Source organism: Rhodococcus sp. JS3073, from assembly GCF_026810085.1.
GTDB lineage: Bacteria > Actinomycetota > Actinomycetes > Mycobacteriales > Mycobacteriaceae > Rhodococcus_F > Rhodococcus_F wratislaviensis.
The window spans coordinates 2,584,699-2,598,600 of record NZ_CP113951.1 but is presented as its reverse complement, the minus strand read 5'-3'; the positions used below and the strand labels follow the sequence as shown (position 1 = coordinate 2,598,600).

The window sequence follows — 13,902 nt, the reverse complement described above, 5'->3', positions numbered from 1 at the left end:
AGCCCCGCATCACCTCAGGGTGACGCGGGGCTTTCTGCTGTCCGTGGTTCCGCTCTCGGTGGCTGGTGTGTGGTGTCGGTGTGGAGTTCGACGACGAGGCGTGCGCCACCGAGCGGGCTGACCTCGAAACGTGCGCTGCCGTTGTGCAGTGCCGCCTGCTGCGCAACGAGCGCGAGGCCGAGGCCCGACCCGCTCTTCGTCGCGTTGGAACCGCGGTGGAACCGTTCGAACACCGCGGCCCGTTCGGCCTCGGGCACTCCCGAGCCGTTGTCGTCGACGACGACGGTGGTGATGCCGTCGGCCGCTCTCAGCGTGATCGTCACCGCGGTGGCAGCGCCGTGCCGGACCGCGTTCTTGATGGCGTTGTCCAAGGTGAGACGCAGCCCACCGGGCATGCCCCGGACCGTCACCGGGGTCGCGTCGACGGTCACCTGCAGGCCCGGATTGTGACGCATCGCCTCCTCGGCGGCGAGGTCGCTGATGTCGACGAGGTCGCAGTCCACGAAGTCCTTGTCGGTCGACAGTTCGCCGCGGGCGAGGCGCTCGAGGTCGGACAGCGTCGATTCCACCCGGCCCTGTGAGCGGGCGAGGTCGCGGAGGATCTCGTGCTGCTGGTCCGGCGTCAGGTCGAGAGTGGTGAGGACCTCGAGGTCGGTGCGCATCGCGGTGAGCGGGGTCCGGAGTTCGTGTGCCGAGACGGCGGCGAAGTCGCGTGCGGTGGCGAGCGCGGCGGTGGTCGCGTCCTGCGCCTCCGCGACGTCGCGCAACATCGACTCCGCGGCGGAGGCCAGTTCGTCCGCCTCCCGGACACCGGAGGTCGTGGGCGTCAGCTTCGGTTCGCGGCGCACGATGCGGCCGGTCAGGTCGACCAGCGGGCGCACGGCACGACCGCCGAACAACCAGCCGAGACCGCTGGCCGCGGCGATGGCGAGCACTCCGACGAGCGCCACCTGCCGTTGCTGCTCCGACGTCACGTCTTGGGCTTCAGCGTACGGCACGGCAAGGGAGATCCGGGTGCCGAGGAGCGGCACGGTCGCGGTGTACGCCCGGTACTTCGTGTCACCCACCTCGACGGTCTGCTGGCCCGGGTCGAGTTCGGGCAGTTGGGTGGGGGTGCTGACCAGCACGGTGTTGCCGTCGGCCGAACGGATGGTGATGGCGAACGCACCCTTGTCGCCCAGTGCCCCCAGGAACAGTCCCGCGGTGGCAGCGTTGGGAACCAGGACATCCGACGCCGTCTCCAGCCGCCGGTCGAGTTGCGACAGGTTGTTCCGGTTGATCGCCAGCGACACCAGGATGCCGAGCGCCACGACGATGATCGTCGCCCCCAGTGCGGTCGCGGCGGCCACGCGGGTCCGGAGGGAGAAGGACCGTTTCACGACGGTTCCCGGAGCACGAACCCGACTCCGCGGACCGTGTGCAGGATGCGCGGCTGACCACCGACTTCGAACTTGCGACGCAGGTAGCCGACGAAGACGTCCACCACGTTGGTGTCGGCGACGAAGTCGTACCCCCACACCAGTTCGAGGAGCCGCTCACGGCTCAGCACGATGCCGACGTTGCGGGCGAGAACCTCGAGGAGTTCGAATTCCCGTTTGGTCAGCGTGATCTCCTCGCCCGCCATGAACACCCTGCGCGCGGACGTCCGGATCTCCAGGGCACCGACGCGGATCGGTGGGGTCGCGGGCGAGCCGGCAGGCGCGGCGGCCGTCGTTCCGTGCCGCCGCAGCATCGCCCGGATCCGAGCGATCAGTTCGGCGAGGACGAACGGCTTGACCAGGTAGTCGTCGGCGCCCGACTCCAGTCCGGAGATGCGGTCGTCGACGGTGTCGCGGGCGCTGAGCACGCAGATCGGGATGTCGTTGTTCATCGCGCGGAGCGCGGTGACGACACCGGTGCCGTCGATGACCGGCATGTTCATGTCGAGCACCATCGCGTCCGGGCGTTGTTCGCTGACCACCCGGAGCGCGTCGGCGCCGTCGACGGCGGTGAGGACGGTGAATCCGGACAGCCGCAGGCCGCGTTCGAGGGAAGTCCGCACGTCCTCGTCGTCGTCGACCACGAGGACACTGGCTGAGTCGGTGACGGTCACTCCTGCATTGTGCCGTGGGCGCGACCCGCGAGCGTGCGGATGGCAGTTGTGGGAGCGTGTCTCGTCCGTACACTCGTTGGAGATGTTTTCTTCGCTGCAGGCATTCGAACTGACCGAAACCAACCGTGACTGGCTGATTCACCGGCCGGCCGAGATCGCGACCTACGTCGTCCTGGCGCTCGTGCTGCGTTTCGCGTTGCACCGGATGATCGACCGGATGACGCGGCCCCGGGAGCCTTCGGACAAACCGGCCATGCTCCGTCCCCTGCGGGAACGGGCCCCGCGCGGCGTCAAGGAGGCGATGGTCAACGAGCGCCGCGCGCAACGCGCCCGGACGATCGGGTCGGTGCTCAAATCGACCGTGTCGATCGTGGTGCTCATCTGGGTGGTGCTCCAGGTCCTCGCCGTCCTCGGCGTCAACGTCGCGCCGTTCATCGCGTCCGCCGGTGTGATCGGTGTCGCACTCGGTTTCGGTGCGCAGAACCTCGTCCGGGACTTCCTGTCGGGCATCTTCATGCTGCTCGAGGACCAGTACGGTGTCGGGGACGTCGTGGACCTCGGCGAGGCCGTGGGAACTGTCGAGACGGTGGGTCTGCGGGTCACCACGATCCGCGACGTCAACGGCACTCTCTGGTACTGCCGCAACGGTGAGATCGTGCGCGTCGGCAACATGAGCCAGGGTTACGCGGTCGCGGTGGTCGATCTGCCGATCGCGCACGCCGCCAACGTGCAGCGGGCGTGCGAGGTGGCGCTGGAGGCCGTCACCGAGGCGGCCAAGGGCGACACGATCGCGGCCGACGTACTCGAACCCCCGGAACTGCTGGGCGTCAACTCGGTGACCGCGGAATCGGTCACACTGCGGATCACCGCGCGGACCAAGCCCGGCAGGCAGTGGGCGGTGCAGCGGACGTTCGCCCGCGCTGCGCTGTCGGCGTTCGAGCACTACGACATCGACGCGCCGTACCTGTCGGTGCTGTCGTCTGCTCGCTCCACCAACTGATCGTCCCGCGCTTCGCTACCGTGACAGGTATGGACACCGCACTCGTCTGGTTCCGGCGCGACCTTCGGCTCGGTGATCTGCCGACGCTTCACACGGTGGCCGAGTCGGGGGCGCGTGCGCTCGGGCTGTTCGTCCTCGACGATCGGCTGCTGACAGCATCGGGCGGTGCTCGCCGGGACTTCCTGTTCCGCAGTCTCGCCGCACTGGACGACCAACTCGACGGCCGGTTGCTGGTGGTGAAGGGCGATCCCGTCGACGTGGTTCCGAGGATCGCGGAGAAGGTGTCGGCCGAAGAAGTGCACGTGAGTGCGGACTACGGGCCCTACGGTCGCGAGCGTGATGCCGCCGTCGCCGAGCACGTCGATCTGGTGGCCACCGGTTCGCCGTACGCCGTGGCGCCCGGCCGGGTGACCAAGACGGACGGGGAGCCGTACCGCGTGTTCACCCCGTATTTCCGGCAGTGGCTCGAACACGGGTGGCGCGCGCCGATCGACACCGGGCCCGCGACGGTGGAGTGGATGGACCCGGGTGACGTGAAGACGCGGCGGGTGACGATCCCCGAACCCGAATCCGACGGGTGCCCCGCGGGTGAGGCGGCGGCGCTGCAGCGGTGGGCGGAGTTCTGTGAGGACGACCTCGCCGGGTACGAGGATGCGCGGGATCGTCCCGGTCTCGACGCGACCAGCCGGATGTCGGTGTACCTGAAGTACGGCAACATTCATCCGCGGACGATGCTCCGCGACCTCGCGCGCCGCCGCAGCAAGAGCGCCGAACAGTACCGGCGGCAGCTCGCGTGGCGGGACTTCTACGCCGACATCCTCTTCCAGCGTCCGGACAGTGCCCGCGAGAACTATGACCGCCGCTTCGACCACATCCGCTACGACAGCGGGCCCGACGCAGAGGAGGCGTACACGGCGTGGTGCGAGGGCCGGACGGGGTTCCCGATCGTCGACGCCGGGATGCGCCAGCTGAAAGCCGAAGCGTGGATGCACAATCGGGTGCGGATGATCGTCGCGTCGTTCTTCGTCAAGGATCTGCACCTGCCGTGGTGGCGGGGTGCCCGCTACTTCATGAACCAGCTCGTCGACGGGGATCTGGCGAACAACCAGCACGGCTGGCAGTGGACCGCGGGATCGGGGACGGACGCGTCGCCGTACTTCCGGGTGTTCAACCCGACGACGCAGGGCGAGAAGTTCGACCCCGACGGCGAGTACGTGCGCCGGTGGGTGCCCGAACTGCGCGGCATCTCCGGGAAGGCTGTTCACGCTCTGAAAGACGGCCGCCCCGAGGACTATCCGCCGCCGATCGTCGACCACGCCCACGAACGGCAGGAGGCCCTCGCCCGCTACGGTGAGATCAAGGCCCCGTGAGTACTTGTTAACCGCGGGCGGTTAATAAGTACTCACAGGCGCTTGCGCACGAGAAGCCCGAGGAAGGCTGCCGCGGCGAGGACGATGACGAGTCCGCCGTAGATGCGGGTGGTGTCGACGAGCCCGACCTTCCCGACGAGGTATCCGGCGATCAGTGCCGGAACGCTGTTGGCGAGGTAGGCGATCACGTAGATGCTCGAGAGCAGTCCCGCGCGCTCATGCGGTTCGGCGAGCGGCATGACGGTGCGGATGGTGCCCTGGAAGCCGGCGCCGAACCCGATGCCCGCGACCGCGGTTCCCGCGAGAATCCACAGCGCGGAGGATGTTTCGGCGCCGATCAGGGTGATGGCGACCCCGGCGACGAGGGCGGAGGCTCCGACGTACAGGATGCGCCGTGCCGCCACGTTCCGCAGCAGGAACACCGCGAGTGCGCCGGTCCCGGTGAGCGTCGCGACCATGATCGCGCCGACCAGCGACGTGTGGACGTCGAGCGCGTTGCGGGCGAGCGAAGGTCCGAGTGACAGGTAGAAGCCGCCCAGCGCCCACACGGCCACCAGGCAGGGACCCGTGAGGACGAGCATGCCCAGGGCGGTGGACGGGACCGCGAGCGCCGGCCGCATCGATGCCAGAGCCCCCTTCTGCCGGACCGCCGTTTCGGGTGCGGCCCAGATGCCGAGGATCTCGACGAGGAACAGTGCGCAGAACACCAGGAACACGGTGCTGGTGGGCCGGGGAAGGTGCTCGCTGATCAGGCTCGATCCGATGGCGCCCAGCGCGAGGCCGACGGTGGGCGCGATGCTGTTGACGGTGGCGCCGCGTCCGGGCGTGCGTTCGAGGTCGAGGAGGGTGGAACCGAGCGCGCTGATCGCGGCGCCGGTCGCGAAACCCTGCACCACCCGGGCGAACAGCAGGAGGCCGATGCCTTCGGCCGTCGCGAACATGATCATCGAGGCCGCTTCGAACACGAGTGCCGTGATCAGCACGGGTCGGCGGCCGACGTAGTCCGAGAGCGACCCGACGGTGAGCAGCGCCAGCAGCAGGCTCACGGCGTAGATGCCGAAGACCAGCGTCGACTGCAGCGACGAGAAGCCCCAGTTCGCCTGGTACACCTCGTACAGCGGTGTCGGTGCGGCGGACGCGCCGAGCAGGGTGGCGATCACGACCGCGACGAGCGTGAAGGCGGCTCCGCGGCGCAGTGCGGGTCGAGACGTCGGTGGTGCTTCGGGCGCGTCAAGCGTCGTCATGGCGTACTCCCGGAGAACGTTAATGCAAAAGGTTTGCGTTAACGGACGCTACGCCGTCACCGTTCTTAATGCAACGTCTTTGCGTTAGCATGGGGGTATGAGTCCGGCTCCAGGTCCACGCCCCGGCGGTCGCAGCGCCCGCATCCAGCAGGCGGTGCACGCGTCCACGCGCAAACTTCTCGACGAGCGCGACCGAGCGGACATCACCGTCCCGATGATCGCCGCCGACGCCGGTGTCACCCCGTCGACCATCTACCGGCGCTGGGGTGACATCACCGAAGTGTTCGCGGACGTCGCGCTCGAGCGACTGCGTCCCGACGCGACCCCGCGTGAAACCGGCAGTGTGCGAGGCGACCTCGTCGCCTGGGCGCAGGACTACCTCGAGGAGATGTCCTCGCCGGTGGGGCGGGCGTCGTTGCGCGACGTCGTGATGAGCGGCGACACCGTCAGGTCCGAGGACGGCACCAATCAATTCAAGTGCGCGACGTTCTGCCGCACTCAGATCGAGGCGATCCTCGGGCGCGGCGAACCGGTCGGCTCGCCGGTGCAGGGCGTGGTCGAGCACGTGATCGACCATGTCGTGGCGCCGATCATCTACCGCATCCTGTTCGACCTCGACCCACTCGCAGCGGACCGCGTCGAGGTGCTGGTGGATCAGGCACTCGACGCGGCCGTCCGGGTGTGAGAGGTCAGCCGCCCAACTGCTTCTTCAGCGCGTCGAGGACGGCGATGTCCTCGATGGTGGAGGGCACCGTGTACTCCTCGTGGTCGGCGATCTGCCGCATCGTCTTGCGCAGGATCTTGCCCGAGCGGGTCTTGGGCAGCGCCTGCACGACCGTCACGTCGCGGAACGTGGCGACGGCGCCGATCTGCTCGCGCACCATCGCGACCAGTTCGTTGCGGAGTGTCTCCGGGTCGATCTCGACCCCGGCCTTGAGCACGACGTAGCCGCTGGGCCGCTGGCCCTTGAGTTCGTCGCGGATCCCGACCACCGCGCACTCGGCCACCGCGGGGTGTCCCGCGACCACTGCCTCCATGCTGCCCGTCGAAAGCCGATGTCCGGCAACGTTGATGACGTCGTCACTGCGGCCGAGGACGTACACGTACCCGTCCTCGTCGATGTAACCGGAGTCGCCGGTCAGGTAGTAGCCGTCGAACGTGGCGAGGTACGACCGCACGTACCGCTCCGGGTCGCGCCACAACCCGGCGAGGGTGCCCGGAGGCAGCGGCAGCCCGATCACGATGTTGCCCTCAGCCCCCGCCGGAACCGCGTTCCCCTCAGCGTCGACCACCTCGACCCGGTACCCGGGCACCGGGACGGTGGGGGAGCCGGCCTTCAGCGGCATGGGTTCGAGCCCGCGCAGGTTGGCGCAGATCGCCCAGCCGGTCTCGGTCTGCCACCAGTGGTCGACGACGGGACGGTCCAGGACGCGGGTGGCCCACGCGTACGTGTCGGGGTCGAGGCGCTCGCCCGCTGCGAACAGCGTCTTCAGGGAGGAGATGTCGTACTTCTCGATCTCCTTCGCGTCCGGATCGGCCTTGCGGACGGCGCGGATCGCGGTCGGTGCGGTGAACAGTGCGGACACACCGTGATCGGAGATCACCCGCCAGAACGCGCCCGCATCCGGGGTTCCGACCGGCTTGCCCTCGTAGAGCACGGACGTGGCACCGGCCAGGAGCGGACCGTAGACGATGTACGAGTGCCCGACCACCCAGCCCACGTCGGACGCGGTCCACCACACGTCGCCCGGGCCGATGTCGTAGATGTTGCGCATCGACCACGTGAGCGCGACGGCGTGCCCACCGTTGTCACGGATCACGCCCTTCGGCTTCCCGGTGGTGCCAGACGTGTAGAGGATGTACAGCGGGTCCGTCGCGGCCACCGGAACCGGCTCCGCGGGTGCCGCATCCGCCATCAGGGTGTCCCAGTCGAACCACGCCGCCCCGCCACCCTGGTAGTCGGCGGCCGAACCCGGGATCTGCGCCCGGTCCTTGACGATCACCGTGTGCGGAGGGGTGCCGGACAGCTCGAGCGCCTTCGCCACCATCGGCAGGTAGTCGACGGTGCGCCCCGGCTCGAGGCCACCCGATGCCGTCACCAGGACCACCGGTCCGGCGTCGTCGATGCGGGTCGCGAGTTCCTTCGCGGCGAAGCCGCCGAACACCACCGAGTGCACGGCACCGATGCGGGCGCAGGCCAGCATCGCGATCGCCGCTTCGGGGATCATCGGCATGTAGACGATCACCCGGTCACCGGCCACCACACCCTGGTCCTTCAGGACGCCGGCGAACCGGGACACCTCGCCGAGAAGTTCTGCGTAGGTGTAGGTGCGGGACGCATCGGGGGCCATCGCCGAGTCGTAGATCAACGCCGCCCGATCCCCGTTGCCGTCCCGCACGTGCCGGTCGAGAGCGTTGAAGCAGGTGTTCAGCGAGGCATCCGGAAACCACCGGTACATCGGGGCGGCGGAATCGTCGAGCGCCCGCGCCGGCGGCGTCTCCCATTCCACGGCCTCGGCGGCGGCGAGCCAGAAGTCCTCGGGACTGTCGGTGCTCCGGCGGTACACCTCGGCGTAGCTCTGACCATGGTTGTCGCTCGAAGGCGGAGTCCCCGGGGAGCTCATCGATGCACGTCCTCTCGTCGTCGTGTGACCCGAAACACCCTATGCGACGTCGGGTGTTCGGGACACCGTCCGGACGGCCGGGGCGGACGCCTGCGCTGGGCGGTGGTTTTTCGTCGCCCAGCGGAGTCGCGCCGTGAATCGGTCAGAGGCCGAGGGAACCGGCGATCATCGGCCAGGAGTTGTGCAGGTCGTCCTGCCAGTAGCCCCACGAGTGGGTGCCGGTGGGCCGGAAGTCGAACGTGGCCGGGATTCCCAGGGCGTTCAGCCGGTCGGCCAGCCGATGGGTGCACTCGTTGGTTCCGGCCTCGATGATGCCGCCGATGATCACCTGGTTGGCCAGCACGCCCACATCGCCGTTGATGTCCGGGCCGTTGAGATTCTCGTGGACGCCGGGCAGGCCGGTGGCATTGCTGATGTACAAGTCGATGCCGCGCAGCTTCTCGGCGTTGACGACAGGGTCGTTGGCCACCCAATCGGGGTCGTCGGGCGGTCCCCACATGTTCTCGACGTCTCCGCCTCGGAAGCTGACGACGAAGGTGACGTAGTCCCGGCCTGGTTTGGTGCTCGTCTCGGCGCACCCGCTGAACGCGCCGACCGCGCGATACAGAGAGGGTGCGGCCTCCGCCAGGCTCAGGACGGACGTACCCGACATCGACAGGCCCGCGATGGCATTTTCACCGTTCGTTCCGAGTGTGGCGTCGACGATCGGGGGAAGTTCCTCGGTGAGGAATGTGGTCCATTTGTTCACGCCGAGGACGGGATCGGGCTTCTGCCAGTCGGTGTAGTAGCTGTACGCGCCGCCGACAGGAGTGACGACGTTGACGTTCTTGTCGGCGAAGAAGTCGACCACGTCGGTCCTCGCCTGCCAGGTTGCCGAATCCTCGCCACCACCGGCGCCGTTGAGCAGGTACAGGGTCGGCCGGGGCACGCTCGTGTCGGCGGGGCGAATCACCTCGAGGAGAATCACTTTGTCCATCGCCGCCGAGTAGACGTACATGTTCAGCTGACGGTCGTCGATCTCCTCGATGTGGTCGAGGACGGATCCGTCTGCCGACGCCGGCTTGTCGGCGGGAAGGGCTCGCCACTCGTCCGCCGACGACGCTGCCACCTGACCGAACATGGCCGACGACGCAACGACGGCGACCGCCAGGAGTGCCCGACAGTGTCCGATCGCGCTCATAGCCGCTCCTCGTGCTTGACTGCGGTGCCCGACAACCGTCCGGTGGTGCTCAGAACATTTCCCCTTCACGGTAACCGGCAAACATTCCCCGGGGCGGCCGAACGGGACACCCCACTTCGCCGCGACGCCCGCCCTATCGTGGAAGCATGACGCTGCTCGCCGAGGACCTGCTGTTACTGCTGCTGGACGACGCTTCGGGGAAGCCCGTCGTCGACGGGACCCGGATGCCGCGCGTCCTGGCAGGCGCCGTTCTTCTGGAGCTGGCGCTGGGTGACGTCGTCACCCCGGCCGAGCCCGCCGAGGACGTGAAGAAGGGGCGTCTCGTCGTCCGGGACGGAGCACGTCCGCAGGATCCGCTGCTCGTGCGGGCCGTCGACCGCATCGGTGCGTCCAAGCCGATGAAACCGGAAGCAGCCATCGAGAAGCTCGCCAAGAACCTCCGTGACGAACTCGCGAAACGAATAGTGGCCGCGGGATGGGTTCGGGAGGAGAAGGGCAAGGTGCTGGGCATCTTCCCGACCACGCGGTGGCCGGAGGTCGACGGCAGCCACGAACGCGCGCTGCGGTCCGAACTGGGCGCCGCACTCCTCGACGGGGTCACCCCCACGCCGCGCACCGCCGCGCTCGTCTCGCTCCTGTCCGCGGTCGACGCGGCCCCGAAGCTGTTCCCGGACGCCGATCGTCGCGCCGTGAAGAAACGGGCGAAGGAGATCGCCGAAGGGGACTGGGCAGGAAAGGCCGTGCGCAAATCGGTCGAGGCGGTCAACGCCGCAATCATCGTCGCCGCCACCGTGCCCGCCATCGTCGCGGGGAGCGGGTAGGCGGCGGCGTCTTCTTCGGGGGCTTGTGGAGCGCAAGGGATTTCGCTAGGATAGAACACATGTTCGATACGGGGGTATTCGATCGGGGGGTTCGCGAGACGGTCTGCTGTCTCGCCGACGGGGAATCCGATGTGGGTCTGGTCGAGTTGATGACCGACCTGCATCGCAGCGAAGCGGTGGTGGCCGAACGGAAGCTGGCGGTGATCGCCGAGCTCTTCGTGCGCCGCACTACCGAGGTCGAGTCCGACGGGGCGTGGACGTCGACCGCGCACGAAGTGGTCGAGGCCGAGATCGGTGCCGCGCTCACCATGGGCCGAGCGGCGGCGGGTCGGCTGATCGGCCTGGGCATGTCGCTACGTACCCGGTTGCACGCCACACGCGAGGCAATGGCGCGCGGTGATCTCGACCTGTACCGTGTGCGCCTGATCGAGGACGCGACGGCAAACGTCAGCGATGACCGGATCGGCGAGGTCGAACATCAACTCCTCGAACAGGTTCTGGCCCCACCGCGCTCCGGTGGAACCGGGTTGACCGGTCGCCGGCTGACGAATGCCGCCAACCGCATCATCGCAAGGCTCGACCCGGCAGGGGTGCGGGCCAAGCGGGAGAAGGCGCAGGCAGACCGGTTCGTCGGAGTCTGCGCGGCAGAGGACGGCATGTGCCGAATCCTGGGTTCCATCCCTGCGGTGCGGGGTCGCGCATTCGACGCGCGATTGCGTGAACTGGCAAATACCGTGTGCCCGAAAGACCTTCGAACGTACGAACAGAGACGAGCCGACGGATTGTCCGCGCTCATCGACGGGGCCGGGTTCGTGCACTGCGAATGTGGGCGGGTCGACTGCGGCCAGGATTCCCGCCTAGCGACGACGGCGCGCAAACCTCTCGTGCACCTGATCATGCTCGACGCCACACTCGCGGGCGGCGACGAACCGGCCTACCTCGACGGCTACGGAATCGTCGACGCAGCGCACGCACGCGAGATCGCAGCCGACGCGGAAGTCGAACCGGTGCGGGCACCGAGCTCTGTCCTCCCGACCACGTACCGCCCAGGCGCCGTGCTCGACACCTGGATGCGGGTGCTGGCCGGCGGGTGTGAATGGTTGCACTGCGATGTGGCGGCATGGAACACGGACCTCGATCATCATCGGCCGTTCGACCACTCCGATCCCGCGACCGGAGGTCCGACGGTGGCCGGGAACATGACCGCCTTCTGTCGAAATCATCACCGGCTCAAACATTCCGGACATTGGGCGGTGACCGCCGATGGTGGAATCGAGTTGGTGGCGCCCACCGGTCACCGGTACCGACCGCGGTCGTCGGGGCTTGTGGGCGTCGGAAGTGACCATGCTGCCGGAAGTGACCATGCGGCCGTCGCGGCCCGCCGCCGCACCCGTGCGCAGAACAGGGCTGCCCGGATCCGGGCGGAGCGCCGCCGACGGCAGGCGCACCTGGATGCGGTACGGCACAGGCGTGCGACGCCCAACCGGTCGTCCGGCACCGGCGCACCCGACGAACCCGCGCCGTTCTGACGGGCGGTGTTTCCGGGCCCACCGCCTGCGCGCCGAAAAGGGTTACCGTGGAATATAGGTGGTTAGCAAGAGTAAAGAACTGTCCATGTGATTGCTACGGTTCGGACTCGGTTCGCCGCCTCGCAACTGACCATGCGCTGAAGGAAGAGCGCCAGCGACAGCCGGAGGAACACATGTGCGGAATCGCCGGATGGATCTCGTTCGAACGCGATCTACGCGTCGAGCAGTCCACCGTGGATGCCATGGCCGAGACGATGAACTGCCGGGGGCCGGACGATCGCGGTACGTGGGTCGTCGAACACGCCGCGCTCGGGCATCGAAGGCTCGCGATCATCGATCTGCCGGGTGGGCATCAGCCGATGAGCGTGGACACTCCCGGCGGGACCGTTGCGATGGTCTACTCCGGTGAGGTGTACAACTTTGGTGAACTGCGCGAAGAGCTGTACGGGCGCGGTCACCGGTTCGCCACGGACTCCGACACCGAGGTGGTGCTCCACGGATACCTGGAATGGGGAGAGGCCGTCGCGGAGCGGCTCAACGGCATGTACGCGTTCGCCATCTGGGATTCGCGGACCGACGCACTCGTGATGATCCGCGACCGGATGGGTATCAAGCCGTTCTACTACTACGAGACCCGAGACGGCGTCCTGTTCGGTTCGGAACCGAAAGCGATCCTTGCCAATCCGATCGCCGAGTCGACCGTCACGATGGATGGGATCCGGGAGTTGTTCGCGTTCGTGAAGACACCGGGCCATGCGGTGTGGGAGGGCATGCGTGAGGTGGAGCCGGGCACGGTGGTCACCGTTTCCCGCACCGGACTGCGGACGCACCGGTACTGGACCCTGCAGACCCGCCCGCACACCGACGACCGGGACACCTCCGTCGCGCACGTCCGCGAACTCCTCGACGATATCGTGCGCAGGCAACTGGTCGCCGACGTGCCGCGCTGCACCCTGCTGTCCGGTGGACTCGACTCGTCCGCGATGACCGGCATCGCCGCCGAGCAGCTCGCGGAGGTGGGCGAGACGGTTCGCACGTTCGCCGTCGACTTCGTCGGTCAGACCGAACATTTCGTCGCGGACGAACTGCGGGGCACCCCGGACACTCCGTACGTGCACGACGTGGCCCGGCGATCCGGGACCGCGCACCAGGACATCGTCCTCGACTCCGACGCACTGGCCGACCCCGCCGTGCGCGCGAAGGTCATCCGGGCACGAGACATTCCCATGGGCCTCGGCGACATGGACGCGTCGCTGTATCTGCTGTTCAAGGCGATCCGGCAGCACTCCACGGTGGCGCTGTCCGGTGAGTCGGCCGACGAGGTGTTCGGCGGGTACAAGCAGTTCTTCGACCCGAAGGCGCAGCAGGCGAACACCTTCCCGTGGCTCGTGCAGTTCGCCGAGCACTTCGGCGACGAGAGCAACATCTTCACCCCGGAGGTGACGGCGGGGCTGAACATGGACGACTACGTGCAGGACTCGTACGACGCAGCGGTGGCCGGGATCGATCGGCTGGACGGCGAATCCGACTTCGAATGGCGGATGCGCAAGATCTGCTACCTGCATCTGACGCGTTTCGTCCGGGTCCTGCTCGACCGCAAGGACCGCGCGAGCATGGCCGTCGGACTGGAGGTCCGGGTGCCGTTCTGTGATCACCGGCTGGTCGAGTACGTCTACAACACGCCGTGGTCGCTGAAGACGTTCGACGGCAAGGAGAAATCGTTGCTGCGGGCGGCGACCAGGGATGTGCTGCCGCAGTCGGTGATCGACCGGGTCAAGTCGCCGTACCCGTCCACCCAGGACCCGAAGTACGCGGTGGCGTTGCAGCAGCACGGTAAGGACCTGCTCAGCGACCCCTCGCACCCGGTCTTCGGCCTGGTCAGTGCGGACTGGTTGTCCCGGGCGGTGTCCGTCGACACCCCGCAGATCAGTCAGGTGTCGCGTCGCGGACTCGAGCGCACGCTCGACCTCGCGCTGTGGATGGACATGTACAACCCGACGATCAAACTGTCATAGGGTATGTCTCCCAATCCCCATTCGGCG

Annotated in this window: 10 protein-coding genes and 1 pseudogene; 6 read left to right on the top strand and 5 right to left on the bottom strand. The window is 67.9% G+C overall.

Annotated elements, in window-relative coordinates; genetic code table 11:
• Positions 1 to 14: 14 nt before the first annotated feature.
• Together OYT95_RS11620 and OYT95_RS11615 are read right to left on the bottom strand one after the other, a co-directional pair.
• The gene (locus OYT95_RS11620) at positions 15 to 1,379 is read right to left on the bottom strand and encodes a sensor histidine kinase (RefSeq protein WP_037234500.1); all 1,365 of its coding nucleotides are present in this window, start codon (positions 1,377 to 1,379) and stop codon (positions 15 to 17) included.
• Complete coding sequence (locus OYT95_RS11615) at positions 1,376 to 2,092, bottom strand: response regulator transcription factor (RefSeq protein WP_037234498.1); 717 nt, start codon at positions 2,090 to 2,092, stop codon at positions 1,376 to 1,378. Before OYT95_RS11615 ends, OYT95_RS11620 begins: the two co-directional genes overlap by 4 nt.
• Before the next feature lie 82 nt (positions 2,093 to 2,174).
• Here OYT95_RS11615 and OYT95_RS11610 point away from each other — a divergent pair, with 82 nt between their 5' ends.
• Positions 2,175 to 3,092 carry a mechanosensitive ion channel family protein gene (locus OYT95_RS11610; protein WP_037234496.1) on the top strand — a complete coding sequence of 306 codons (918 nt, stop codon included), beginning with the start codon at positions 2,175 to 2,177 and terminating at the stop codon, positions 3,090 to 3,092.
• A gap of 29 nt (positions 3,093 to 3,121) precedes the next feature.
• On the top strand, positions 3,122 to 4,462 hold the full coding sequence (locus OYT95_RS11605; protein ID WP_268791522.1) for a cryptochrome/photolyase family protein: 1,341 nt from the start codon (positions 3,122 to 3,124) through the stop codon (positions 4,460 to 4,462).
• 21 nt (positions 4,463 to 4,483) lie between these two features.
• Here OYT95_RS11605 and OYT95_RS11600 read toward each other — a convergent pair.
• Positions 4,484 to 5,706, bottom strand: a pseudogene (locus tag OYT95_RS11600) (MFS transporter).
• 97 nt (positions 5,707 to 5,803) lie between these two features.
• On the opposite strand from OYT95_RS11600, the gene OYT95_RS11595 reads away from it, so the two are divergent.
• Positions 5,804 to 6,391, top strand: a complete 588-nt coding sequence (locus tag OYT95_RS11595; RefSeq protein ID WP_112301135.1) for a TetR/AcrR family transcriptional regulator — start codon at positions 5,804 to 5,806, stop codon at positions 6,389 to 6,391.
• A 4-nt stretch (positions 6,392 to 6,395) separates the two neighbouring features.
• Here the strand turns inward: OYT95_RS11595 and OYT95_RS11590 are convergent, their stop codons facing one another.
• Positions 6,396 to 8,330, bottom strand: a complete 1,935-nt coding sequence (locus OYT95_RS11590) for a propionyl-CoA synthetase (protein WP_268791520.1) — start codon at positions 8,328 to 8,330, stop codon at positions 6,396 to 6,398.
• A gap of 142 nt (positions 8,331 to 8,472) precedes the next feature.
• Positions 8,473 to 9,510: an alpha/beta hydrolase gene (locus tag OYT95_RS11585; RefSeq protein WP_268791519.1), complete on the bottom strand. Its 1,038-nt coding sequence runs from the start codon at positions 9,508 to 9,510 to the stop codon at positions 8,473 to 8,475.
• A 146-nt stretch (positions 9,511 to 9,656) separates the two neighbouring features.
• On the opposite strand from OYT95_RS11585, the gene OYT95_RS11580 reads away from it, so the two are divergent.
• The 3 genes from OYT95_RS11580 (at position 9,657) to asnB (ending at position 13,875) form a co-directional block, all read left to right on the top strand.
• Positions 9,657 to 10,331: a GOLPH3/VPS74 family protein gene (locus OYT95_RS11580; RefSeq protein WP_268791518.1), complete on the top strand. Its 675-nt coding sequence runs from the start codon at positions 9,657 to 9,659 to the stop codon at positions 10,329 to 10,331.
• Positions 10,332 to 10,390: 59 nt separating this feature from the next.
• Positions 10,391 to 11,860, top strand: coding sequence for an HNH endonuclease signature motif containing protein (locus OYT95_RS11575; RefSeq protein ID WP_268791517.1), 1,470 nt, complete (start codon positions 10,391 to 10,393; stop codon positions 11,858 to 11,860).
• Positions 11,861 to 12,033: 173 nt separating this feature from the next.
• Complete coding sequence (gene asnB, locus OYT95_RS11570; RefSeq protein ID WP_268791516.1) at positions 12,034 to 13,875, top strand: asparagine synthase (glutamine-hydrolyzing); 1,842 nt, start codon at positions 12,034 to 12,036, stop codon at positions 13,873 to 13,875.
• Positions 13,876 to 13,902 lie beyond the last annotated feature (27 nt).